The organism is Lysinibacillus composti, assembly GCF_016908465.1.
Lineage (GTDB): Bacteria > Bacillota > Bacilli > Bacillales_A > Planococcaceae > Ureibacillus > Ureibacillus composti_A.
Window position 1 is genome coordinate 1 of the sequence record NZ_JAFBDY010000001.1, and the last position, 25,739, is coordinate 25,739.

Below are 25,739 nucleotides of genomic sequence, written 5' to 3' on the forward strand. Positions count from 1 at the left end.
CTTCGGAGCCATATTGGGGAAGTACTCAAGAGGCTGAAGAGGCGCCCCTGCTAAGGGTGTAGGTCGGGTAACCGGCGCGAGGGTTCAAATCCCTCCTTCTCCGCCATTATGTTTGGCCCGTTGGTCAAGTGGTTAAGACACCGCCCTTTCACGGCGGTAACACGGGTTCGAATCCCGTACGGGTCATAAAAACGAGATGAATCTATTCATCTCGTTTTTTTATTGTATTTTCCTTTATTTAAAGAATAATAATTAGTTTATATACTCTTGAATATGATTTAATGGAAAGATCAAAAAAGGTGGTGGATCCATGCATATTATTGATTTACATTGTGATGTATTAGATAAATTAACTCGATTAGAAAATAGTGACTTCATTCAAGACGAAAGACTTCAAGCAAGTTTTGAACGGTTAAAAAAAGGTAATGTTAAAGTTCAGGTATTTGCTATATTCATTCACCCTAGAATTCCACAGCATTTAAAGTTTCAGGAGGCATTAAGGCAAGTGGAGGCTTTTTATGACAAGGTTCTGCAAGTTCCAGATGTTATACACATTACTGATTGGAAGCAAATTGATCAATTACAGGAAGGTCAAATAGGAGCTGTTTTAAGTTTAGAAGGACTAGATGCTATTGGAGATGATCTTGAAAAGTTATTAGTCTTATTAAATGCAGGGGTTAAGCTTGTAGGATTAACTTGGAATTATGAAAATACTGTTGCATATGGAGCCTTAGAGGACCCCAAAAAAGGACTAAAGCCATTTGCTAAACAGGTCATTCAATTACTTAATGAACGAGATATAATTGTCGATGTAGCCCATTTAAATGAACAGGGATTTTATGATGTATTAGGTATAGCAAAACATTTAATTGCTAGTCATTCTAATTCTAGAGCGTTATGTGATCATACGAGGAATTTAACAGATGGACAATTACGAGCATTAGTTGCACATGGTGGTAGAATTCATGTTGTATTTTACCCACCATTTATTGAAGAAGATTCAAAAAATACGACAGTAGAAAAATTAATTGAGCATATTATCTTTTTGAAAAATATAGTGGGTATTGAAAATATTGGATTAGGTTCAGATTTTGATGGTATTGATTTATTTGTTGAAAATTTAACGAATGCCGAGGATTACCCTAATTTAATTCGAGAATTGCAGAATAGGTTATCAGAAGAAGAAGTGGAATTAATTGCTTGGAAGGGTTTTAAAAACTTTGTCAATCAAATATAAACAAAGGAAGCGTTGTGTCTGAAAACACAGCGTTTTTTTAGTATTTTTATCGAGTTTAATTTAAAATAGAAAAGGTTGATGAATCAAAGTTAATACATATTGTTATATTAAAAAAAGTGATATGATAGAGTAGAGTAAAATTCGCAAAAAGAACCAAAATTAAAATAGGACTTAGATAAGCAGAAAAAAATTCTGCTATTTTGTTTTTTAATTGAAATTTATCGGAGGGATTTTTCATGCATCAAAAGTGGTTTAAAGCCACGGAGGTAGAGTCAAGCTCTTTTAACTCAAAAGCATCCTTCTATATTGAAACAATTGAAGTTAGTCGATTATCTGCTTTAGCATTTTTTGCAGCAGGAGAATCTAAATATAAAGGTCAGCGCTTTTTTTGGCAAAATCGTGAGAAAACACTAACAATCGTCGGTTTAGGACATGCCTATGTTCTAGAAAATAATAAAGGTTTAAATCGGTTTAACCATATAGAAGAAGAATGGAAAAAGTTAACGAAAAACATTGTGAAGGAAGAACGAGAGGCACAACCTATCCTTTTTGGAGGATTCACATTCGATCCAGAAAACGAGCATAAAGGAGAGTGGGAAGGGTTTCCAGAGGCCTTTTTTGCAGTAGCGACGTTTCAACTAACAATCCAACATGATAAAGCTTATGTAAGTATTCATTTGATTACTGATCAGGATAACAGTGCAAGTATTTTTGACTCTTTACGTCAGGAAAGAGATTATTTAATTCATGCTGCACAAGTTAGAGAATTAAAAACTTATGAAAAACCATTACCAACAAATTATCATGAACTATATAAAGACGAGTATTTAGATTCTATTCAAAAAGTAACAGGGCACATAAAATCAAAAGAAGCTGAAAAAGTAGTAATCGCTCGCTCTTTATCCATGGAGTTTGATGATATGGTTACTTCACCGCAAATTCTGTCTCACGTCATTCACGAACAACCTGAAAGTTATTTATTCGGTCTTGAACGGGAGAATCTTTTATTTTTCGGTGCATCACCGGAAAGGCTTGTGAAGGTCGTTCATGGACAGGCTTATTCTTCATGTGTCGCAGGTTCTATTAAAAGGGGAAAGACTGCTGAAGAAGACCATGCATTAGGTCAAATTTTATTAAATGATGCGAAAAACTTAGGCGAGCATCAATATGTAGTTGAAATGATTGTTAATACGTTCGCTAAAAATTGCCTGGAGTATAAAGTACCGAAACACCCTAAACTTTTAAAGATTAGGGATATTCAGCATCTCTTTACACCAGTTGAAGGGAAGCTTTCACCAAACGCAACCATTCTACAGTTAGTGAAATCGCTCCATCCTACGCCAGCATTAGGTGGAGTTCCTAGACAAGAGGCACTTGCTATTATTCGTCAATATGAACCCATGAATCGTGGTCTATATGCAGCACCAATTGGGTGGATTGATGCTGAAGGAAATGGTGAATTTGCCGTTGCAATTCGCTCGGCAGCATTAATTGACCATAAAGCTTACTTATATGCAGGGGGAGGAATCGTTGCTGATTCTGAGCCTATTTCTGAATACGAAGAAACATTAGTTAAATTTCGACCAATGTTGCGTGCTTTGGGAGGAGAAATAAATGAGTGATCGAAAAATATTAACGGATTATGTTTACAAAATTGTTGCCTCATTGGTGCAAAGTGGAGTTCAAGATGTTGTGATTAGCCCTGGGTCACGCTCTACTCCTTTAGCATATGGCTTTGCTTCAACAGAAGCATTAAATGTTTATAGACAAGTGGATGAGCGTTCAGCAGCATTTTTTGCTTTAGGTATTGCGAAAGCAAAAGGCCAACCAGTGGTACTTTTATGTACTTCAGGTACTGCAGCAGCGAATTATTATCCTGCAATAGTAGAAGCAAAATATGCTCGAGTTCCTTTAATTGTTATAACTGCAGATCGTCCTCATGAATTACGTGAGGTAGGTGCACCACAAGCTATTAATCAAATTAGACTATACGGGGAACAAGTGAAGTGGTCAGCTGAATTTCCAATACCAGATGAAGCCAAACAAACGCTTCCCTTTATTGAACGACATATTGCACGAGGTGTAAATATTGCGATGACTGCACCAATGGGACCGGTACATTTAAATGTACCTTTCCGTGAGCCATTGTTGATTGACTTTCAACAAACGTTACCTGAAGCTACATTTCAAAAAAGTTATATAGGTATGTGTTTACCATCTGAAGAGGCTGTTAATTCTTTTACGTCCATCATTAATGAAACACAGAAAGGGTTCGTCATCATTGGGGAGCTTTCGCTAGGTACTGATGTCCATTACTTATGGTCATTCATACGGAAATTAAAATGGCCAGTATTAGTTGAAAGTCTTTCAAATATGAGGTCAAGTATTCCTGAAGATTGCATGCCGTACATAATCTCAACGTATGATGCACTATTAAGGGGTGATACGTTTAAAGAAAAGGTCATAACGGAAACTGTTATTCGTTTTGGTGCTCAACCGGTATCAAAGTTTTTAACAATTTTCTTAACTAACAATATTCCCAAAAATTATATTGTCATTGATGAAGATCCGATGTTCCGTGATTCAACAACTGTTGCAACACATTCGATTCAAGCAACAGTCGGTGAATGGTTATCTGATTTACCCATTGAGTGCAATATAACTCAAGAGCAATATTTAAATAGTTGGAGAACTGGAGAAGATATTGCAGTACAACATATTTCAGAATACGTTAACCACCATTCAGATGAAGGGGCAATGGTACGTCAATTACTTGAGTTGTTACCAGAAGGTAGTGACCTATTTGTAAGTAGTAGCATGCCAATTAGAGATATAGATACATTCTTAACCCCAACGAAAAAGGATATCCAAATCTTTGCCAACCGCGGCGCTAATGGGATAGATGGTGTTATGTCTACAGCATTAGGTTTTAGCATGGCAAGAAAAAATCGTGACATGTATTTATTAATTGGTGACTTGGCGTTTTTACATGACGTTAATGCGCTCATTGCAACAAGATATCAAGACTGCAAAATTACTGTTATTGTCATGAATAATGACGGTGGAGGAATTTTCTCGTACTTATCTCAATCAACAGTTGAAGAATATTATGAGGATTTATTTGGTACACCAACGGCACTTCAATTTAAAGATGTTGCCAATATGTATGATATGGAATATATAGAAATTAAAAATAATAAAGAGTTGTCTACACTATTTGATCATCAACAAGTGAACCCATTACGTCTAATTGAAATCTTTACAGATCGAAAAGAGAATGTTCTCGCGCATCGAACGCTTTGGCAACAAATCAATTCGGAGATAGAAGCATGACAACTGCTCTAGTACGAGGGATACGAGTTAATTTTCAAGTTTGGAATGAGGAAGGTCATGAAACAGTTGTGTTGTTACATGGCTTTACAGGTAGTGTAAACACTTGGGGACAATTATCGAAGCAACTTCCATCATCAATACGTATTATTGCTATAGACTTATTAGGTCATGGAAAAACAGATGCACCATCTGACGCATCTAGATACTCTATGTCCGAACAAATAGAAGATTTAGAATGCTTATTTCAACAATTAAAATTACAACGGTTTACGTTACTTGGTTATTCAATGGGTGGGAGAGTAGCGCTTTCATATGCTGTTTCTTACCCGGACCGAATAAAACATCTGATATTAGAAAGTGCATCACCAGGTTTGGACTCTAAGGAAGAGCAAGAAGCGAGAATAAAGGCTGATGAACTTCTTGCTAACAAAATTGAGCAATTCGGAATTGAGAATTTTGTAAACCAATGGGAGAACATACCACTATTTTCTTCTCAAAAAAACTTACCATTAGAAGTACAACAAGCTATTCGAGAAGAGAGACTAGGGCAAACTGAAATCGGTCTTGCAAATAGTTTACGTGGAATGGGAACCGGCGCACAAATGTCTTTATGGAATGAACTTGAAGGCGTATCTTTTCCCGTTTATTTAATAACTGGGGAATTGGATCAAAAGTTTTGCCAAATTGCAAAATTAATGAAAGAGCGAATACCAAAAGCTGAACAGATCATAGTAAGTAATGTTGGGCATGCAATTCATGTGGAAAATTCGACACAATTTGCTACAATAGTAAAGAAAGTGTTTTCAAAATAGAAGAGGGGGACAATACTTTGACTAGACAATGGACAAGCTTACATACTTATGAAGACATTAAGTATGAGTTCTATAACGGTATTGCAAAGATTACAATTAATCGTCCAGAAGTGCGCAATGCATTTCGTCCGAAAACAGTAGAGGAAATGATTGATGCATTTTCTCGCGCTCGCGATGATAAAAATATTGGTGCCATTATTCTTACAGGTGAAGGTGACATGGCATTCTGCTCAGGCGGAGATCAAAAAGTACGTGGTCACGGTGGTTATGTAGGGGAAGACGAAATTCCACGTTTAAACGTGTTAGATTTACAACGTTTAATCCGTGTTATTCCTAAACCAGTTGTTGCCATGATTGCGGGTTATGCAATTGGCGGAGGACATGTATTGCATGTTGTTTGTGACCTTTCAATTGCGGCTGAAAACGCTCGTTTCGGTCAAACAGGTCCTCGCGTAGGTTCGTTTGATGCGGGTTATGGTTCTGGCTATTTAGCTCGTATCGTTGGACATAAAAAAGCACGTGAAATCTGGTACTTATGTCGTCAATATGACGCACAGCAAGCACTTGAAATGGGCTTAGTAAACACAGTTGTTCCTCTAGAGCAATTAGAAGACGAAACAGTAAAATGGTGTGAAGAAATGCTAGAAATGTCACCAACTGCTCTTCGCTTCCTAAAAGCTGCCATGAATGCAGATACAGATGGTTTAGCAGGTCTACAACAAATGGCTGGCGACGCTACACTTCTTTACTACACAACTGATGAAGCTAAAGAAGGCCGTGACGCATTCAAAGAAAAACGCAAACCAGACTTTGGCCAATTCCCAAGATTCCCTTGATTAAAAGAAAAGCGGAGAACGCCCGTTTAGCTTCGACAACAACTGGAGAAATCCCTTTAAGGGCGCTTTTTGCCCTTGAAGGCGGTTTCAGTTGCGCGAGAAGCTGGCGTTCGCAGCTGGAGATCAAGAAGATTAATAAGCTGAATAACTCAAAAAGCAAGAGAAACTAGAATTTCTCTTACTTTTTTTATATAAAGAATTTTTTAGTCCATAACTTTCTATTTTTTATTGCTATAAATGAAAAAAATGAAAGACAAAAAAATAATTTTATATTAACTATTTGTATGATCTTGTAGTAAGGAGGCACATTTCCTTACTATTTTTTTGTACAGTGACAAAATAAGAGTTAAACTGTAACTACTGCAATGAACTGGAGGAAATTATATGTATCCAAACTGGGTTTTACAGCGTGCAAAATTAACTCCCTCACGTATTGCTTTAACATATGAGGGGATTTCTTGGACGTGGGAACAAATGAAAACAATTTCTTTAGAACGTGCCAAACAACTTTCGATGTTTAATATACAAGATGGAAATCGTATTGCTATATTAGGTCCAAGTCAACCACGATTAATTTTTATGATTTATGGTTGCATGCATTTACGTTGCGAAATGGTTATGTTAAATCGAAAGTTAGCAAAAGATGAATTAGCTTATCAAATTGAGGATGCGAATGTATCTCTTGTGTTAGTAGACGATGAAGATATTAATCTACTTCCTGAGGGGACAAACTATATATTATTTTCAACAATAGAAAATAAAAATGCAAAAGGACAAGGCGTCTCAATTAGTGAAGAATGGGCGTTAGATCAAACAATCACTATCATGTATACTTCCGGTACAACAGGGTTTCCAAAAGGAGTTCGTCAAACCGTTGCTAATCACCAGGCAAATGCCCTCTCGTCTGTATTAAATATTGGCCTATCAGAAAAGGATACGTGGTTATGCGCCGTTCCATTATTTCATATTAGTGGATTTTCTATATTAGTAAGGTCGCTTTTATACGGAAATGAGGTTCGACTATATCGTAAATTTGATCCAAACCAAGCTGTTGAAGATATATCAGCGGGTAATGTTACGCATATGTCTGTTGTTGCTGTAACATTAGAACGAATTATTCATGGACTAGAGGAGCGCGGTTTAAAGGCATCAGAAGATTTTAAAGTAATGTTAGCAGGGGGTGGCCCCGTTCCTAAAAATTATATTGAACGTGCACACTCACTAGGTCTAGCTGTTTCTCAAACATATGGAATGACAGAAACTTCTTCTCAAACAGCCACATTATCAAATGAGGATGCATTACGTAAGCTCGGCTCTGCAGGAAAACCATTATTCTTCAATCAAATACGTATCGCAAATGCATCAGGACCAAGTGAAGAAGGAGAAATATTAATAAAAGGTCCTCATGTAACACCTGGATATGTAGGAAGATTCTCTAATAAGAATTCGACGGTTAATGGTTGGTTACATACAGGAGATATTGGCTATCTAGATGAAGAAGGATATTTATATGTCGTAGATCGCCGTTCAGATTTAATCATTTCAGGTGGAGAGAATATATATCCTGCAGAAATTGAGAATGTACTTATGGGTCATTCTGCTATTCGGGAAGCAGGGGTTTGCGGAATAGAGGATGAGACTTGGGGACAAGTACCTATAGCATTTGTTGTATTAAAGGATTATGCAACAAAAGATGATATCCTTTCTTACTGTTTAAATAAATTAGCAAAATATAAAGTCCCAAAAGAAATCTACATTGTTCAAACGTTACCAAGAAACGGTTCGAACAAATTGATGAGAAGAAAGCTAAAAGAGTTAATTGAAACAAACAATTAAAATTCACAATGAGCATAAAAAATAATCCCAATTAATCAAAAACGATTAATTGGGAATTTTTTTAAGGATTTAATGCTGTTCGTAAAGTTTCAATATTTTTATTCATTAACGTAAAGTAATCTTCATTATTTTGAACGTCTTCTTCAGTTAAAACACTTAAATTATGCAAGGTTAAAGATTTTGCTCCAACTTCCTGTTGAATAGTAGAAGTTAAGTTCGATGATACATTTTGTTCAAAAAGTATATATTTAATATTTAACTCTTCTGCTAAGTCCACGATTTTAGTCAATTCTTTTTGGGATGGTTCACTTTGAGAGTTCATGCCTGCAATTGCTACTTGTTCTAAACCATATTGACCTGCAATAAACCCAAATGCACTATGGGATACGAAGAACGTTTTAGAAGATGCTTCAGATGCCATTTTCTCAAACTCATTATTAAGTGTGTCTAATTCCTTAACTAAGTTTTCATAGTTTGCATTGAATGTTTTTTCTTGTTCAGGCATTTCTTTGACTAACTCTTCCTTAATCGCTAATGCTAGATCTTGTGAAATAGTTGGAGACAACCAAACATGCGGATCAAATTCTCCATGATTATGTGTATCTTCATGGTCATGTTCTTCAGTTTCGCCTGCATGTTCACCACTTCCAGTAGACGTAAGTAACTCTTCCTTAGAAACATGATCAGCAGTTGCAACGAGTGTTACATTTTCATTTGCTAATGTTTTTTTCGCATTTTCAACAAAACCCTCTAAACCTAAACCAATGTAGAAGAAAATATCTGCATCGGCTAATTTCATCATATCTTGTTGGGTTGGCTCAAATGTATGTTCATTGGAACCTGGAGGATAGATGGACGAAACATTTACATATTCTCCACCAATTTTTTCTGCAAAGAAGCTTAATGGATATACTGTTGTGTATACATTTACTTTATTTGAATCTGTATTTGTTTCAGAAGTTGTTTTGTCAGCATTACAAGCAGTTAAAATAATTCCCACCACAAATAATAAAATGATGCTTGATAACCTTTTCAATATAAATTCACACCTCTTAAATAGTAATAATTACGATTTGAAAAAATCACAATTTAAATCATACATGAAATAGCAATAAAAGACAATAAAAAAAACCTTTGAAATTATTCTTTCTTCAAAGGCCATTTTTCAGGGACTGGATCAAATCCTCCTGGATGGAACGGTTGACATTTTAAAATACGAATTGTTGTTAATATAACACCTTTAATAGCTCCGTGCTTTTGAAATGCCTCCAACCCATATTGTGAACAAGTAGGATGAAAACGGCATGATGGTGGTGTCACTGGTGAAATAAACTTGCGGTAAAATCTAATGAGCCATATAAAAGGATATTTCATTTCTTTTTCGACTCTTTTTCATTTGTAAATTGTTGTACTGGCATTGGATCAATTGTTTGCTTAAAAGCACCGCGTTTTCTGGAAACAATAAATACAACTGCTCCAATAATGATGAGTACATAAATAATTGCAACTAAAACAAGGATTGCAAGTGTCGTATCCAATTTTATCACCTCTTAAAATCACTAATTCAATTATAGAACAATTCTTAGGAAATCAAAGAAAATAAATTCGAATATTATTTTAAAATTAGGAAATAGTAAAACTGATTTTATAAATGCTGAGCACTTTACGAATGTATTGATTACAACTTCAATTTATTCGATCAAAGATGCATGTTTTTAATAATAATTTGAGGTGAGTTAAATGGCAAAAAATTTAGTAGAACAACTAAATGATTTAGTAGCAACTTGGTCTGTACTTTATACAAAACTGCATAATTATCATTGGTATGTAACGGGCCCTTCGTTTTTTACATTGCATAGTAAATTTGAAGAATTATACAACGAAGTCACATTAAATTTAGATGAAGTAGCAGAGCGCATTTTATCAAAAGGTGGTAAACCAGTAGCTACATTAAGAGAACATTTAGAGATGTCCCTTGTTCAAGAGGCAAATGGAAATGAAACAACAAACGAAATGGTTCAAACGATTATTACTGATTTTACAACCATTATGAAAGCCCTAAAAGAAGCGATGAATCAAGCAGGAGAAGAAGGAGATGACCGTACAGAAGATATGTTAAATGCGACCTTCCAAAGTCTAGAAAAACATTCATGGATGCTCAATGCATTTCTTGGAGAATAGTACTTATGATATGCACGATTTGTTGATAGATGAGCGAATCGTGCTTTTTGAATAGGTTTAAATTTTTGTTTCATACTATAAAAAAGGAGTGGAGCTCATGGATACTACTTCAATTTATGTTTCCGTTGCTAATCAATCTTTTAGTTATGCGCCATGTGGGTTACCTTGTGAATTTGAATTAAAAATGGATCGTCATAGAGCTAGAATTTTTGAAAAGCTTTTTACGCAGCTTAATTCTTTAGAATTTGATAATCTTGTTCGTGCACATTTACCTTATATTCCATATCATTTAGATGAAGTAAATGATGAAATTGATGGCCGCTTGAAAAGAGTATACGCGCTAATTCATGAATTTGGCGATGAGAAAACAAGGGAATTTGTGGAACAATTACCTTATTTCCATTGAATCCAAAACATCCCTTCGATATTCTATTATTAGAACTGACTAGTTTAAACGTACCAAAGCTAAAGTTGCTGCTTCGATTCCTTTTGCTCGAAGTGTTTCTCCCTACAAATACGGATGGCAAAAAAATGCTGTTTTGGGGTTATAAGTAGCAAAGTTTAATTGGACTTTTTAAGCTTTTCTAATAGGAGTTGAGAAGGGATGTTTCAATTTATTGATGAGAATGGCCATAAAGTAGTACTAAGATTTGATCAAGGACCTTTTGAAATAGAACCTAAGCATGTATTAACATTTGTTAATTATCATGATAAGTGGCTTTGTACTATTCATAAAAAACGCGGAGTAGAGTTCCCTGGGGGCAAAGTAGAACCGGGTGAAACTTTAAAACAAGCTGCGATTCGGGAAGTGTACGAAGAGACTGCTGTACATATAACAGACCTAAAATGGTTTGCTTATTATATTGTTTATGATGAGAGCCCGTTTTGTAAGGCTGTATTCACGGGTAAAGTTGAAAAAATAGATGAATTCATTGAAGAACATGAAACTCTCGGGATGACTTGGCTTACAACAGAAGAATTAGAAAATCATCCGAATTTAAGCTTTTATATGAGAGATGAAGGTATGAAAAAGATGTTACAGGAAGTGAAGAACCTTGAAAGAAAATGGTAGTATTGAATCAATTAGAAAATTTCCTTGTCCAAATCCCAATATTGAAATTAAAGAAATTTTGTATTGGTCGCAAGGATATCGTGTAAAAGGTCTTTTAGCAAAACCTAAAAAAACTGGTGATTATGACGCCTTACTTTATTTGCGCGGGGGCCTACAATCCCTTGGAAATGTACGACCAGCCCGAATTGCAGAATTCGCACAACAGGGATTTGTCGTGTTTGCTCCTTATTATAGAGGAAATCGTGGTGGTGAAGGTCGTGATGAGTTTGCTGGAGAGGACCGATATGATGCCTTATATGGCGCAGATATTTTAAAGGTGTTTTCTAATAAACCGACCTTTCATGTTTTTGGGTTTTCGCGAGGTGGTTTAATGGCGTTATGGACAACAATTCTTAGAGATGATGTTGCATCATGCGTAACTTGGGCGGGTGTATCTGATGTAGTTTCAATGTACAATGAACGTGTTGATATGCGCAGAACGATAAAGCGAATTATTGGTGGTTCTCCAAGTAAATTAAGAGAATTATATGATGAACGAACTCCATTATTTAATATTGAGAAAGTAAATGCACCTGTTTTAATTATTCATGGAACAGAAGATGAGAATGTCAGTATTAATCACTCCTATCAATTAGAACAGGCATTAATGAAACAACAAAAAACGGTTGAAACATGGTTTTCATCAGGGTTATCACATCATTATCCGCCTGAAAAGAATCGACAGACTGTTCGAGCATTAAGTGAATGGATGAAAACAAAGGAAGTGTCTGGAAAGGCATTTTAACACCACTTATAGGCAAAGAGGACATATGCGATATTTTTGTTCAAGTTATTTAAATATAAGAAAGGGACTGATCAGAAATTGACTTCTGAACAGTCCCTTTTATATGATATTAAGTTAAAAACATTATGTCGGTAATTAAACTAAAGGTCCACCGTTATTAGTGATTTCTTCAGAAACGTTACTGAATTTATTAAAGTTTTCTTTAAATAAATCCGCTAATTGTTTAGCTTTTTGATCATAAGCTTCTTTATCTGCCCAAGCATCACGTGGATTTAAAACTTCGCTAGGTACACCCTCTACTGTTATAGGAATGTGTAATCCAAATACAGTATCTTGAGTTGTAGCAACATCATTTAGTTTACCATCAATTGCTGCACGAACCATTGTACGAGTATAAGAAAGCTTCATACGACTACCTACACCATATTCTCCACCAGTCCAACCAGTGTTTACTAGGAATACTTGTGCGCCGTGCTCGTCAATTTTTTCACCTAACATTTCAGCGTAACGAGTTGCTGGAAGTGGAAGGAATGGTGAACCGAAACATGTTGAGAAAACAGGTTCTGGTTCTGTTACACCACGTTCTGTACCTGCTAATTTTGAAGTGAATCCACTTAAGAAGTGATACATTGCTTGCTCTTTTGTTAACTTCGAAATAGGAGGTAGTACACCGAATGCATCAGCAGTTAAAAATACGATTGTTTTTGGGTGACCAGCAACAGAAGGCGTTACAATATTATCAATATAATGAATTGGATATGCAGCACGTGTGTTTTCTGTTAATGAATTATCATCATAATTTGGAATACGAGTTTCTGAATCGACTACAACGTTTTCTAAAACTGAGCCGAAACGGATTGCATTATAAATTTCTGGTTCTTTTTCAGCAGAAAGGTTAATTGTTTTAGCGTAGCAACCACCTTCGATATTAAAGACACCATTATCAGACCAACCGTGTTCATCGTCACCGATTAATTTACGGTTTGCATCTGCAGATAATGTAGTTTTACCAGTACCTGATAAACCGAAGAATAAAGCTACATCGCCAGCTTCGCCAACGTTAGCTGAACAGTGCATTGAAAGGATTCCACTTTCTGGTAATAAGTAGTTCATAATTCCGAAAATAGATTTTTTCATTTCACCAGCGTATTCAGTACCACCAATCAGGATGATCTTTTTCTCTAAAGAAACAATAATAAATGTTTCTGAATTTGTACCATCAATTGCTGGGTCTGCTTTAAAGCCAGGAGCAGATACAATTGTAAATTCTGCTTCGTGAGATTTCAACTCATCTTCAGTTGGACGGATAAATAGTTGATGACAGAAGAGATTATGCCAAGCGTATTCGTTTACTACTTGAATATGGAGTTGAGAATCTTTGTCTGCACCAGCGAATCCTTTAAATACGAATAATTCATCTTTTTCCTTTAAATAATTAACAACTTTAATATAAAGTTGATCAAATACCTCAGATGAGATTGGTTGGTTTACTTTACCCCAATCAATTTTATCTTGAGAGCTTTCTTCAACAACAGTATATTTATCTTTTGGTGATCGACCAGTATATTTCCCAGTTTTGGCAACGATAGCACCGTCAGCGGTAAGGTCAGCCTCCCCTCTTGAGGTAGCTTTTTCAACTAATTGTGGTACCGAAAGTTGGACATTTATGTTCTTACCGTTTAATAATTCCTTCAGTTCGTTAGCGATTTCTACTGAATTCATCGATCAAATACCATCCTTTTTTATAAAATTCCCAAGACATGGGAGGTTTAAATAATTTCAAAAATAGTATAACACATTGATTTAAATAATCTATACTAATGGGATAAAAATTTTGATGATTTTTAAAAGTTTTCTGAACGAACCAAAAACATTTGACAGACATAAATACATTACGTATGATGTTATATTGAACGGATACTCTTATCCCGAGCTGGTGGAGGGTCAGGCCCTATGAAACCCGGCAACCTGCAATATATTTTAAATAAAATATAAAGTGTTGGTGCTAATCCTGATGCAAGGGAATTTCCCCTTGAACGATAAGAGTGAAAGGTAATGAATTAATTTTTCCTTTCCTCATGTAAAAACGTGAGTAAGGAATTTTTTTTTGTTTAAAATAAGAACGATAGTAGAATTGATTATATACTACTTAATTTATTTTTGCCTTTCTAAGTCCTCGTGTTAAAAAGCAGTAACGGCTTGAAGTTCAATTCCTTTGGGAACGGACTAGACATGGGTAATGAGTACCGTATCAAAATCGAGAAAAACTCTACGATGCTAGGAGGAAACCAAATGACAAACCGTCGACTGTTTACATCAGAAAGTGTAACAGAAGGGCATCCGGATAAGATTTGTGACCAAATTTCCGATGCGATTTTAGATGCAATTTTAACAGAAGATCCAAATGCACGCGTTGCTTGCGAAACAACTGTAACAACTGGCTTAGTCCTTGTTGCAGGTGAAATAACTACATCTACTTATGTAGATATCAAAAGCGTTGTTCGTGATACAGTAACTAGTATTGGCTATACACGAGGAAAATATGGCTTTGACGCTGAAAATTTAGCTGTTCTTACTGCAATCGGTGAGCAATCACCTGATATTGCACAAGGCGTAGACCAAGCTCTTGAAGCACGTGAAGGTTCTATGACTGATGAGGATATTGAAGCAATCGGTGCAGGTGACCAAGGATTAATGTTTGGATACGCTTGTAATGAAACACCTGAACTAATGCCTTTACCAATTAGTTTAGCTCATAAATTAGCACGTCGTTTAACTGAAGTACGTAAATCTAAAGAAATCCCTTATTTACGTCCTGATGGTAAAACACAAGTAACTGTTGAATATGATGAAAACAATCATCCAGTTCGTATTGACACAATTGTCATTTCTACTCAACATGACGAAGATGTTACACTAGAACAAATTCATTCAGACTTAAAAGAACATGTAATTGGACATGTTGTTCCACAGGAATTAATTGATGGAGATACTAAATACTTCATTAACCCAACAGGTCGCTTTGTAATTGGTGGGCCTAAAGGAGATGCTGGACTTACAGGTCGAAAAATTATCGTGGACACTTACGGTGGTTATGCACGTCATGGCGGGGGAGCATTCTCAGGAAAAGATCCAACAAAAGTTGACCGTTCAGCAGCATATGCAGCACGTTATGTTGCCAAAAATATCGTTGCTTCTGGTTTAGCGGAAAGAGCAGAAGTGCAGCTTGCTTATGCAATTGGTGTAGCACGTCCAGTGTCAATTTCAATTGATACTTTCGGTACAGGTAAAGTAGCTGAAAACCAACTAGTAGAATGGGTTAATGAGCTATTTGATTTACGCCCGGCAGGAATCATTAAAATGCTTGACCTTCGCAGACCAATTTACAAACAAACTGCAGCTTATGGACATTTCGGTCGTACTGATTTAAATGTTCCTTGGGAAAGCACTGATATCGCTGAAAAATTAAAAGAAAAAGCCAACTTATAAATTATTTTTCTTGCAGGGAAATATAAAATAAAGCAAGGAATAGCTGTCCGGAAATTTTTCTGGACAGCTATTTTTACATAGAATTGGTTTTATTAAATCATCTTTCAGAATATCTACTATCAGCTTCTTAGTATTCTTCGTAGGAAGCCTCTGTTTCTAAGATTTTATTATAAAGTTGTTCTTTCACCTTTACGTCCAATGTGCTTGTTGGAATAATTTCTAAACTAGACCCATTTTGAAATTGAAAAATATATTTTTCAGCTTCGTTAGTTTGTTCATTATACGTTTCGTGAACCACGTTAGTAATTTCATCCCACTGATAAATCGTTTTTTCACCGAAAAGAGGATTATATTCGATATAGTTTTCATCGAAATATACATAATAGCCTGTACCTAAACTATAAAGTTGAATAAAACTGAAGATAGCAAAAAGGCTAAAGAAAATCTTAACAAAAATTGATTTAATAAAATAAAGAAAAAGTAAGGTAATGAAAGCAACTCCAAATGCTAATCCATACATAATGAAGCTTTTGCTATATGTAATAATTGCGATTTTTTCTTGATTGTCAAATAAAATAGATGTTACAACTATAGGCGTAAGCAAAACAATAATTGGTGCAGTAATTAGAATGAGTACAGATAGAACCCAATACAAATTTTTTCGGTTATTTAACAAAGTGTTGACCCCTTTTGTTTTTCATGATTCTGTTCAACATGGAATTTGTTGTACTTTCAAATACACGATTGGCATAATTGATTGATATAATCATATTCTTCTGTCTATTAAATAATGAATTACATAACAATTAGGGGGATGAAAAAAAGTTATGATGACTTAATGCTCATAACTTTTTAAATTCTATTATTTTTTTTGTAATGATTTGTAGTATTGTCCTTTTTCTACATATTCACGGATGATTCGGTCCATATCTGTGCGATCTTCTTCAGTAATTTCCCTTACAACTTTTGCAGGTCTTCCCATAGCAAGAGAATTTGGTGGGATCTTTTTACCCGGAGGCACTAGGCTACCAGCTCCGATAAAAGCACCTTCACCAATTTCAGCGCGGTCTAAAATAATGGAACCCATGCCAATTAAAGCTCGTTTACGAATAACACAGCTATGTAACGTCACTTGGTGGCCAATTGTCACTTCGTCTTCTATAATTAGAGGATTATTAGGACTTTGATGTAAGCAGCTAAGATCTTGGATGCTGCAACGTTTTCCAATAATTGTTGGTGCAACATCCCCCCGAATGACTGTGTTAAACCATATGGAGGTTTCGGCACCGATCGTTACATCACCCGTAATTGTTGCATAGTCTGCAATATAAACAGATGGGTCAATCTTAGGATTTTTTTCTTTAAAGGGATAAATCATCGTATAACTCCTCATTTCTAAGTATTATAATAATTATCGTATCAAATAAAATTAAAAATTGAAAATATTAACAATAGTAAAGTGGCTGCCTAAAAATTACCTTTTGGACAGCAGTCTCTGGAGGAATAACAATGTGGAAATGGGAAGCAGAAGGAAAACCTAAAGCAGTAGTTGTGATTATTCATAGTGCTTTTGAGCATCATCAGTGGTATGCATGGCTGATTGAACAATTTAGGTCAGAAGGTTATCACGTTGTCATGGGTGACTTGCCAGGTCACGGTGAGGATGCTAAATATAATAGGGTACATGATGAAACAGTCGTTGAATATATGCTATATATTAAACACTTAATGCAAATCGCATTAACTTATGGAATGCCTGTTTTTATCCTTGGACAAGGATTAGGTGGAACTTTAGCCATTCAATTCCTTAAAAAAAATAAAGTAGAATGTGCAGGATTAATTTTAAGTTCACCGTGGTTGCATTTGAAAAAGAAAACAAATCTTTTAACGAATGCATTAACCTCTCTAGGAACAATAACACCAAAGAAGAAAATCTCACTCGATTTGGATAAAAAATTATTAACGAGACATTTAGAAGGTTATCATGAAATGACAGGCGAACTACCTTATAATTCGAATATTACTGTGCGTTCTTTTCGGAGCCTTCAACAATTGATGAAAAATCTTACAACTCAAGAAGAAAGTTCATTGTCATTACCTCTTTTAATGATGACAGCTCAACAAGATAAAATCACAGACGTGAAAATATCGAAAAAGTGGCTATTACAACAAGGTGCATCAGAAATACATTATAAGGATTGGGCATACAGCTACCATAATTTATTTCACGATCAAGAAAGAGAATTAGTTTTTATTTATGTAAAAGATTTTATGAATAATGTAATGCGTTCTCTTGGTTATATTATTAAATAAACTTTTCAATTTATATAATCAGGTAGTTATGAAACTTACTAGTGATTGAATTCAATTTTTTTAGGGTGTCTAATTCGACATCCTTTTTTATTTTAAGTAGAAAAATGTCGAAAAAATACTCATTTTCCCTTGTTGTATAACAGTTTTACATCACCTTTTATCTGAATATATAAATAATTGTTGAATCAGAAAAGTTGTTTCTGTAATATATAAGAATATTCCAACAACAATATATTTAAAAGGGGTGTATGTATGATAGAAAGTATAGTTTCATGGCTAAATGATTTGCTTTGGGGACCAGTTATGATTTATGGAATACTAGTCGTTGGCTTATTGTTCACCATTTTAACGAAGTTTGTTCAAGTAAGGCGAATTAAAGATATGTTTGTCTTAATGTTTACTGGTGAAAAATCAGATGCTGGAGTGAGTTCATTCCAAGCGTTGTCAATTGCTCTATCTGGACGTGTAGGTACGGGGAATATTGTAGGTACAGCAACAGCAATTGCCTTTGGTGGACCTGGAGCTGTGTTTTGGATGTGGATTACAGCATTTATAGGTGCTTCAACTGCTTATGTTGAATCAACTTTAGCACAAATCTATAAAGAAAAGAAAAATGGGTTATATCGTGGGGGACCAGCTTTTTATATTGAAAAAGGAACTGGTCAACGCTGGTTTGGTGTAGTTTTCGCTATTGCAGCAATTCTAGCTGTGGCAATTTTAATGCCTGGTGTCCAATCCAATGCTATTTCTAGTGCAGTAAATAATGCATTTGGGATCGAACCTTGGATCACAGGATTAGTTGTTGTTGGTATTTTAGCATTTATTATTTTGGGTGGAGTAAAACGTATTGCAAATGCAGCTCAAATTATTGTTCCTTTCATGGCTGTATTGTACATGTTAGTAGCAATCGTAGTAATTTTTATGAATATTTCCGAAGTCCCAGCAGTTTTTTCCCTTATTATAAGAAGTGCATTTAATGTAGATGCAACATTTGGTGGAATGATTGGTGCGGCAATTGCTTGGGGAGTTAAACGTGCAGTCTATTCAAATGAAGCGGGACAAGGAACAGGCCCTCATGCTGCGGCAGCTGCTGAAGTGTCACATCCTGTAAAACAGGGATTGGTTCAATCTGCTTCAATTTATATCGATACATTACTTGTTTGTTCGGCTACAGCATTAATGATTTTATTTATGGGTACTTACAATACAAATGTAGGTAGCGATCAAGGGGCATTAATAGCTGAAAATATACCTGGGGCAACTTATACAGAGTTCACTCAATTAGCGGTTAACGCGGCATTCCCAGCGCTTAATAATTTTGGTTCAATGTTTGTTGCAATTGCATTATTCTTCTTTGCATTTACAACAATTATGGCTTATTACTACATTGCAGAAACAAATGTAGCATATTTATTCACAGGGAAAACAGAAGGGGTATTTACCTTTGCATTAAAAATTGTATTAATTCTCTCAACTTTCTATGGAGCTGTAAGAACTTCGGATTTAGCCTGGAGTTTTGGTGACTTAGGATTAGGGTTAATGGTATGGATTAACGTCATCGCAATTCTCATCTTAATGAAACCTGCTCTTCTTGCTTTAAAGGATTATGAGCAACAAAAGGCACAAGGATTAGACCCACAATTCGATCCTGAGAAATTAGGAATTAAAAATGCTGATTTCTGGGTTGAAAGAAAGAACGAATTAGCTTCTATTAAAAATAATGGCCCTTTAAAGAATGCAAGCAAACAAGCTCAAGATAAGGAGATTGTTAAAAAGTAATTAAGGGGTAAAAAAAGAACTGCCTGAAGAACCGTTAATAGGATTCTTCGGGCAGTTGTTTTATTTTTTCGAGTGCAATGATAAATGGTGGATTATTTTTTTGATTTAAAAATTTATATTGTAATACGTGAACGTGTTTTTGAGATAACCCGCTAACAAAATCAATTACTGCATCTCGTTCTTCTGTGCCACCATCATGACCATAATAAACTACTAGAACAATGATGCCGCCAATTTTTAATTGTGTTAGTATTTGTTTTAATGCTTGGATAGTTGTATTGCCTCTTGTAACAATCTGATGATTAGCACCTGGTAAATAGCCTAAATTAAATACTGCACCAGCAATTTCACTATGAACATATTTTGAAATATGTTCATGGCCATCTAAGATTACCGTAGCACGTGATAACAAGTCATGTTCCTTAAGTTTTTGCTCAGTAGCATCTACAGCTTGTTGTTGAATATCAAATGAATAAACATGTCCATTTTCTCCAACAAGTTCAGCTAAAAATAATGTATCATGGCCGTTTCCTGCAGTTCCATCGACGGCAACTTCGCCTTTTTCAATGGAAAGCGATAATAAAGTTTTTGTATATTGTAAAACTCTTTCCAATTTCACTTATCGCTTCACTTCCGCGTTATACAATTTTCCTTGCCAGCTACCACGACGTTCTAATTCGGCATCAATTCCATTTAAAACTTCCCATTTATTAACACTCCACATTGGGCCAATCATTAAATCAATTGGTCCATCCCCTGTAATACGGTGAACAATCATCTCTGGGGGGATTACTTCTAATTGGTCTGCTACGAGTTGGATATATTGATCTTTTTCAAGAAATTCGAGCATTCCTTTTTCATATTGTTTCACTAGTGGTGTCCCTTTTAATAAGTGTAGTAAATGGATTTTGATTCCTTGTACATCTAGTTTTGCTACTTCTCGTGCAGTTTCCATCATCATATCGTAATCTTCTAAGGGAAGACCATTAATTATGTGAGTACATATTCGGATCCCATGTTTTCTTAATTTTTCTACACCTTCTACATATGTAGCAAAATCATGGGCGCGATTAATTAAGTTAGCTGTTTTTTCGTGTACTGTTTGAAGACCAAGCTCAACCCATAAATACGTACGTTCATTTAACTCAGCTAAATACTCAACTACATCGTCCGGTAAGCAGTCTGGACGTGTTGCAATACTTAACCCCATGACACCTTCGCAAGCAAGTGCTGCTTCGAATTTTTCTTTCAAAACTGGAAGTGGGGCATGGGTATTTGTGTAGGCTTGGAAGTAAGCCATCGTTTTACCATCTTTCCACTTGTTCTGCATTTTTTCTTTAATTTTTTCAAATTGAACTGGAATTGGGTCTACTCGGTCACCCGCAAAGTCACCACTTCCTGCTGCACTACAGAACGTACAGCCACCAAAAGCAACTGTACCATCTCGATTCGGACAATCAAATCCAGCATCTAATGCCACTTTATATACTTTGTGGCCAAATTCATTTCGCAAATAGCGATTCCATGTATAATAACGTTTCCCGTCTGAGGGAAAAGGAAATTGTTGTTCAGACATTGTGTTCACTCCTCCAACAATAATTTTAACACGGTGCTTGTCTTAATGCATTTTTCATTTAAAATTTCCACAAGTTTCAATATTCACGCATTATTTCAATGGAATTGATCATTATAGATTAAGAGTATTTGCGCAATTTTGTCTTCTATTAAAATACTTGTAGTATGCGTGAAAGAGGCATACTATATGTTGGAGTAGCATGGTTCTGGAGGAAATAATATGCCAAAAAGTGTCTGGCTCTTAGTTATTGGAATGTTTTTGAATACTACTGGAAACTCCTTTCTATGGCCGCTTAATACAATTTACATGCATGATCATTTAGGCAAATCTTTATCAATAGCTGGTTTGGTTTTAATGATTAATGCAGGAGCAGGGGTATTAGGGAATCTAATTGGTGGATACCTATTCGATAAAATCGGTGGCTATTATTCCATTATGACAGGAATAGTCATTACGCTAGTAGCTTTAACTGGAATGTCAATTTGGCATGGATGGCCACATTATGTTTGGTTTTTAACGATAACTGGATTTAGTATTGGTATTGTCATGCCTAGCATGTTTGCAATGGTAGGGGCAGTATGGCCAGAAGGGGGACGTAAAGCATTTAATGCTATATATTTAGCATCCAATTTAGGTGTGGCAGTCGGACCCGCATTAGCGGGACCTATTGCAGCCATTAGTTTTGACTTCTTATTTATATCGAATCTTTTGTTATATATTGCTTTCTTTTTGTTAGCTGTCATCGGATATCGAAAGATGGATTCGAAAGTTGTGAAGGAAAAAACGGAAGCAATTGAACACGTAGAAATAAAAAATAAAACACCATTCTATGCATTGTTAATTGTGTGCTCGGGTTATTTGCTCACTTGGATTGCCTATTCACAGTGGCCTACAACACTATCTACACATATACAAGGAATGGGCATCAGTTTAAATCAATATAGCCTGCTTTGGACAATCAATGGGCTATTAATAATCACCCTTCAACCTATAATTAGTCCGATTATTCGTCGCTTTGAAAAACAAATTAAAGGTCAATTAGTTTTTGGTGTAATTGTCATGATGTTTTCTTTTATTGTTATTATTTTTGCGGATAGTTTTAAAATTTTTGCATTCGCGATGGTTATTCTAACCCTTGGTGAAATATTTGTATTTCCAGCTGTCCCAACTATTGCAAATGAAATTGCTCCTAATGGTAAAAATGGTTCATATCAAGGAGTAGTGAATAGTGTAGCGGCCATTGGTAGAATGATCGGTCCTTTTTTCGGTGGAGTGATTGTGGATCTCTATAATATGGAAGTTTTAATTTGGATACTATGTTCGTTCTTTATCATCGCCATTGTACCTTGTCTTGTATTTGAGCGGCCTCTTAGAAAAACTCGGATCGTAAAAGGTATTGATTCATTGTAATCTAATAAATTAGTAAAAAAACGAACAAATTATTAGCCTAATCGTGTGATTGTTTATATTACTTGACTTTTTTAAATTTTCCATTAAAATGAATTCATTAAGATTAGTACGACTGTGAGAAGGAATAGTAGATTTTGAAGCTTTTTAGAGAGCTAGCGGTTGGTGAAAGCTAGTAAGTTTAGAAGTCGAACTCGCCTTTGAGTCTGCTTTGGGGAAATGTAGTATCTAAAGCCGTTAACCGCGTTAAGGTAAAGAGTTGAGTGAAGTGTCACTAATCTGGGTGGTACCGCGGGGGTCTATAAATTCTCTCGTCCCTTTCTAAGGAAAGGGACGTTTTTTTTTATTTTTTAAATATTTTGTTAATTTTACCGTTATTTAGGATAATCTACAGTTATAAACAACATTCGAATTTAATTCCTGCAAGCACCCATGTGGCTTTAAATATATATAGGAGGCAATATACCCATGAGTTTTAATCATCAACAAATCGAAAAAAAATGGCAGCAATATTGGGAAGAAAATAAATCATTTAAAACATTAGAAGATGCATCTAAGCCAAAGTTCTATGCATTAGACATGTTCCCGTACCCATCTGGAGCTGGTTTACACGTTGGACACCCTGAAGGTTATACAGCGACAGATATTTTATCACGCTTCAAACGTATGCAAGGTTACGATGTACTTCATCCGATGGGGTGGGATGCATTCGGTCTTCCAGCTGAGCAGTATGCATTAGATACTGGAAACGATCCAGCTGAATTTACAGCGAAGAATATTGCAACATTCAAACGTCAAATTCAAGAGTTAGGTTTTTCTTATGATTGGGACCGGGAAATTAACACAACAGACCCAGAGTATTACAAATGGACTCAGTGGATCTTTACAAAGCTTGTTGAAATGGACCTAGCTTATGTAGATGAAATTGCTGTAAACTGGTGTCCAGCATTAGGAACAGTTCTTGCTAATGAAGAAGTAATCGACGGAAAATCAGAACGCGGTGGGCATCCAGTAGAGCGTCGTCCTATGCGTCAATGGGTTTTACGTATTACAAAATATGCAGATCGTTTACTTGATGATTTAGAAGAAGTAGATTGGCCTGAGTCAATTAAAGATATGCAACGTAACTGGATTGGCCGCTCTGAAGGTGCACAAGTGAAATTTACAGTTGCAGGTAGCGACAAAGATTTTGAAGTATTTACAACTCGTCCTGATACTTTATTTGGTGCCACATATTGTGTATTAGCACCTGAACATAAGTTAGTTGATGCAATTACAACTGCTGAACAGCGTGAAGCAGTGGAGGCATACCTAGACAAAGTAAAAATGAAATCTGATTTAGAACGTACTGATTTAGCAAAAGAAAAAACAGGTGTATTCACAGGTGCATTTGCAGTGAATCCAATTAACGGTAAAGAAATTCCAATTTGGATTGCAGATTATGTGTTAGCGTCTTACGGAACTGGTGCAATTATGGCTGTTCCAGCACATGACGAACGTGACTATGAGTTTGCTAAAGAGTTCGGATTAGAGATTATTCCTGTACTAGAAGGTGGAGATATTGAAAATGAAGCCTTCACTGGTGATGGTCCGCACATTAATTCAGACTTCTTAAATGGGTTAAATAAAGTCGAAGGTATTTCAAAAGCGATTCGCTGGTTAGAAGAAAAAGGAGTAGGGGAAAAGAAAATTTCTTATCGTCTACGAGACTGGTTGTTCTCTCGTCAACGTTATTGGGGAGAACCAATTCCTGTTATTCATTGGGAAGACGGCACAATGACAACAATCCCTGAAAACGAATTACCATTAGAATTACCGAAAACGTCCAATATTCGCCCTTCTGGTACTGGTGAATCACCACTAGCGAATATCGAAGAATGGGTAAATGTTGTAGACCCTGTAACAGGTAAAAAAGGTCGCCGCGAAACAAATACAATGCCGCAATGGGCAGGGTCAAGCTGGTACTTCTTACGTTATATCGATCCAAAAAATAGTGAAGCACTTGCAGATCCAGAATTATTAAAACGTTGGTTACCTGTTGATATTTACATCGGCGGTGCTGAGCATGCTGTACTACACTTACTATACGCTCGTTTCTGGCACAAAGTCCTTTACGATTTAGGGGTTGTTCCAACGAAAGAACCATTCCAAAAATTATTCAACCAAGGAATGATTTTAGGTGAAGGTAATGAAAAAATGTCGAAATCAAAAGGAAATGTTGTAAATCCTGATGATATCATTCATAGTCATGGTGCTGATACATTACGTTTATATGAAATGTTCATGGGACCTTTAGATGCATCTGTTGCATGGTCTACGAATGGTCTTGATGGTGCACGCCGTTTCTTAGATCGTATTTGGCGTCTTTACACTACTGATGAAGGTAAATTAGCTGGAAAAGTACAAAAAGTTTCCGATACAACACTTGAAAAATCATATCACCAAACTGTGAAAAAAGTGACTGAGGACTATGAACACTTAAGATTTAATACAGCTATTTCGCAAATGATGGTATTTATTAATGATTGCTATAAAGCGGAAAGCTTCCCAATGGAATATGCAGAAGGCTTTGTTAAATTGTTGGCACCAATTGCACCGCACGTTGCTGAAGAACTATGGGCAATTTTAGGTCATACCAATACAATTACTTACGAACAATGGCCAGTGTATGATGAAGCGAAACTCGTGGATGACGAAGTAGAAGTTGTAGTTCAAGTAAACGGGAAAGTGCGTTCGAAAGTAAAAGTAGCAAAAGATGCATCAAAAGAACAACTAGAAGAAGTTGCTCAAGCCGATGAAAAAGTAAAAGAGTTTACAGAGGGAAAAACAATTGTGAAAGTGATTGCTGTACCAGGTAAACTAGTAAATATTGTAGTAAAATAATTAGTCTTTTCCAATGTCTCCAAGGAGGTTCTCTTCTTCTTGGAGACATTTTTTTATATACAAGCGATTACTTTGTTTAATTAATTTTTCGATAGATTTTTTTTATTGACCATGTTAATTAGCGAGCTTATTTGCCTATCCTAATTAATATTCGCAATTTTAGTTTAAGCGTGTCATAATGAATGAATTAACTTTGATTCG

General features: G+C 35.7%; 23 protein-coding genes, 2 tRNA genes, 1 riboswitch and 1 other annotated feature. Of the genes, 17 read left to right on the top strand and 8 right to left on the bottom strand.

Annotated features, from left to right (window positions below):
- Window positions 1-15: 15 nt before the first annotated feature.
- The 8 genes from JOD29_RS00005 to JOD29_RS00040 all read left to right on the top strand — a co-directional run bounded on the left by JOD29_RS00005 (window position 16) and on the right by JOD29_RS00040 (window position 8,054).
- A tRNA-Ser gene (locus tag JOD29_RS00005) sits at window positions 16-106 on the top strand.
- Window positions 107-114: 8 nt separating this feature from the next.
- A tRNA-Glu gene (locus JOD29_RS00010) sits at window positions 115-186 on the top strand.
- Window positions 187-310: 124 nt separating this feature from the next.
- Window positions 311-1,237, top strand: coding sequence for a dipeptidase (locus JOD29_RS00015; RefSeq protein WP_124762637.1), 927 nt, complete (start codon window positions 311-313; stop codon window positions 1,235-1,237).
- A gap of 236 nt (window positions 1,238-1,473) precedes the next feature.
- Window positions 1,474-2,859, top strand: a complete 1,386-nt coding sequence (locus tag JOD29_RS00020; RefSeq protein ID WP_124762635.1) for an isochorismate synthase — start codon at window positions 1,474-1,476, stop codon at window positions 2,857-2,859.
- Window positions 2,852-4,570: a 2-succinyl-5-enolpyruvyl-6-hydroxy-3-cyclohexene-1-carboxylic-acid synthase gene (menD, locus tag JOD29_RS00025; protein ID WP_124762633.1), complete on the top strand. Its 1,719-nt coding sequence runs from the start codon at window positions 2,852-2,854 to the stop codon at window positions 4,568-4,570. The genes JOD29_RS00020 and menD overlap by 8 nt, the downstream gene beginning before the upstream one ends.
- The gene (gene menH, locus JOD29_RS00030) at window positions 4,567-5,382 is read left to right on the top strand and encodes a 2-succinyl-6-hydroxy-2,4-cyclohexadiene-1-carboxylate synthase (protein WP_124762631.1); all 816 of its coding nucleotides are present in this window, start codon (window positions 4,567-4,569) and stop codon (window positions 5,380-5,382) included. Before menD ends, menH begins: the two co-directional genes overlap by 4 nt.
- A gap of 17 nt (window positions 5,383-5,399) precedes the next feature.
- A complete protein-coding gene (gene menB, locus JOD29_RS00035) occupies window positions 5,400-6,218 on the top strand; it encodes a 1,4-dihydroxy-2-naphthoyl-CoA synthase (protein WP_124762629.1) in 819 nt (272 codons plus the stop codon).
- Window positions 6,219-6,602: 384 nt separating this feature from the next.
- Entirely contained in the window at window positions 6,603-8,054 is a 1,452-nt protein-coding gene (locus JOD29_RS00040; RefSeq protein WP_124762627.1) for an o-succinylbenzoate--CoA ligase, read from the top strand.
- 61 nt (window positions 8,055-8,115) lie between these two features.
- Here JOD29_RS00040 and JOD29_RS00045 read toward each other — a convergent pair whose 3' ends face one another.
- From JOD29_RS00045 to JOD29_RS00055, 3 genes are all read right to left on the bottom strand, one after another.
- Entirely contained in the window at window positions 8,116-9,090 is a 975-nt protein-coding gene (locus JOD29_RS00045; RefSeq protein WP_124762625.1) for a metal ABC transporter solute-binding protein, Zn/Mn family, read from the bottom strand.
- A 104-nt stretch (window positions 9,091-9,194) separates the two neighbouring features.
- Window positions 9,195-9,428 (bottom strand): membrane protein insertion efficiency factor YidD, encoded by a 234-nt coding sequence (gene yidD / locus JOD29_RS00050; protein ID WP_124762624.1) that lies wholly within the window; start codon window positions 9,426-9,428, stop codon window positions 9,195-9,197.
- Complete coding sequence (locus JOD29_RS00055) at window positions 9,425-9,592, bottom strand: YtzI protein (protein WP_124762622.1); 168 nt, start codon at window positions 9,590-9,592, stop codon at window positions 9,425-9,427. The genes yidD and JOD29_RS00055 overlap by 4 nt, the downstream gene beginning before the upstream one ends.
- A gap of 202 nt (window positions 9,593-9,794) precedes the next feature.
- Here JOD29_RS00055 and JOD29_RS00060 point away from each other — a divergent pair, with 202 nt between their 5' ends.
- The 4 genes from JOD29_RS00060 to JOD29_RS00075 all read left to right on the top strand — a co-directional run bounded on the left by JOD29_RS00060 (window position 9,795) and on the right by JOD29_RS00075 (window position 12,091).
- Window positions 9,795-10,235: a Dps family protein gene (locus JOD29_RS00060; RefSeq protein ID WP_124762620.1), complete on the top strand. Its 441-nt coding sequence runs from the start codon at window positions 9,795-9,797 to the stop codon at window positions 10,233-10,235.
- Between the two features lie 97 nt (window positions 10,236-10,332).
- On the top strand, window positions 10,333-10,641 hold the full coding sequence (locus tag JOD29_RS00065) for a transposase (protein WP_124762618.1): 309 nt from the start codon (window positions 10,333-10,335) through the stop codon (window positions 10,639-10,641).
- 198 nt (window positions 10,642-10,839) lie between these two features.
- Entirely contained in the window at window positions 10,840-11,307 is a 468-nt protein-coding gene (locus JOD29_RS00070; protein ID WP_124762616.1) for an NUDIX domain-containing protein, read from the top strand.
- On the top strand, window positions 11,291-12,091 hold the full coding sequence (locus JOD29_RS00075) for an alpha/beta hydrolase family protein (RefSeq protein ID WP_124762614.1): 801 nt from the start codon (window positions 11,291-11,293) through the stop codon (window positions 12,089-12,091). Before JOD29_RS00070 ends, JOD29_RS00075 begins: the two co-directional genes overlap by 17 nt.
- Window positions 12,092-12,226: 135 nt before the next feature.
- Here the strand turns inward: JOD29_RS00075 and pckA are convergent, their stop codons facing one another.
- Entirely contained in the window at window positions 12,227-13,813 is a 1,587-nt protein-coding gene (gene pckA, locus JOD29_RS00080; RefSeq protein WP_124762612.1) for a phosphoenolpyruvate carboxykinase (ATP), read from the bottom strand.
- 198 nt (window positions 13,814-14,011) lie between these two features.
- Window positions 14,012-14,137, top strand: a riboswitch (SAM riboswitch).
- Window positions 14,138-14,383: 246 nt separating this feature from the next.
- Between pckA and metK the strand changes: the two genes are divergently transcribed.
- Complete coding sequence (gene metK, locus JOD29_RS00085) at window positions 14,384-15,580, top strand: methionine adenosyltransferase (protein ID WP_124762610.1); 1,197 nt, start codon at window positions 14,384-14,386, stop codon at window positions 15,578-15,580.
- A 127-nt stretch (window positions 15,581-15,707) separates the two neighbouring features.
- On the opposite strand, the gene JOD29_RS00090 is transcribed toward metK, so the two are convergent.
- Window positions 15,708-16,256: a hypothetical protein gene (locus JOD29_RS00090; RefSeq protein WP_124762608.1), complete on the bottom strand. Its 549-nt coding sequence runs from the start codon at window positions 16,254-16,256 to the stop codon at window positions 15,708-15,710.
- Between the two features lie 186 nt (window positions 16,257-16,442).
- A complete protein-coding gene (locus JOD29_RS00095) occupies window positions 16,443-16,958 on the bottom strand; it encodes a gamma carbonic anhydrase (protein WP_124762606.1) in 516 nt (171 codons plus the stop codon).
- A 131-nt stretch (window positions 16,959-17,089) separates the two neighbouring features.
- Between JOD29_RS00095 and JOD29_RS00100 the strand changes: the two genes are divergently transcribed.
- Window positions 17,090-17,893 (top strand): alpha/beta hydrolase, encoded by an 804-nt coding sequence (locus JOD29_RS00100; RefSeq protein WP_124762604.1) that lies wholly within the window; start codon window positions 17,090-17,092, stop codon window positions 17,891-17,893.
- Window positions 17,894-18,145: 252 nt separating this feature from the next.
- On the top strand, window positions 18,146-19,672 hold the full coding sequence (locus JOD29_RS00105) for an alanine/glycine:cation symporter family protein (RefSeq protein ID WP_239585501.1): 1,527 nt from the start codon (window positions 18,146-18,148) through the stop codon (window positions 19,670-19,672).
- Between the two features lie 34 nt (window positions 19,673-19,706).
- On the opposite strand, the gene mnmM is transcribed toward JOD29_RS00105, so the two are convergent.
- On the bottom strand, window positions 19,707-20,291 hold the full coding sequence (mnmM, locus tag JOD29_RS00110; RefSeq protein ID WP_124762602.1) for a tRNA 5-(aminomethyl)-2-thiouridylate-methyltransferase MnmM: 585 nt from the start codon (window positions 20,289-20,291) through the stop codon (window positions 19,707-19,709).
- Window positions 20,292-21,248, bottom strand: a complete 957-nt coding sequence (mnmL, locus tag JOD29_RS00115) for a tRNA modification radical SAM protein MnmL/YtqA (RefSeq protein WP_124762600.1) — start codon at window positions 21,246-21,248, stop codon at window positions 20,292-20,294.
- Window positions 21,249-21,467: 219 nt separating this feature from the next.
- On the opposite strand from mnmL, the gene JOD29_RS00120 reads away from it, so the two are divergent.
- Both JOD29_RS00120 and leuS read left to right on the top strand, forming a co-directional pair.
- Window positions 21,468-22,658, top strand: coding sequence for an MDR family MFS transporter (locus tag JOD29_RS00120; RefSeq protein ID WP_124762598.1), 1,191 nt, complete (start codon window positions 21,468-21,470; stop codon window positions 22,656-22,658).
- A 105-nt stretch (window positions 22,659-22,763) separates the two neighbouring features.
- Window positions 22,764-22,977 (top strand) — a binding site (T-box leader).
- Between the two features lie 146 nt (window positions 22,978-23,123).
- Window positions 23,124-25,538, top strand: a complete 2,415-nt coding sequence (gene leuS, locus JOD29_RS00125; protein ID WP_124762596.1) for a leucine--tRNA ligase — start codon at window positions 23,124-23,126, stop codon at window positions 25,536-25,538.
- The last annotated feature ends 201 nt before the right edge of the window (window positions 25,539-25,739 follow it).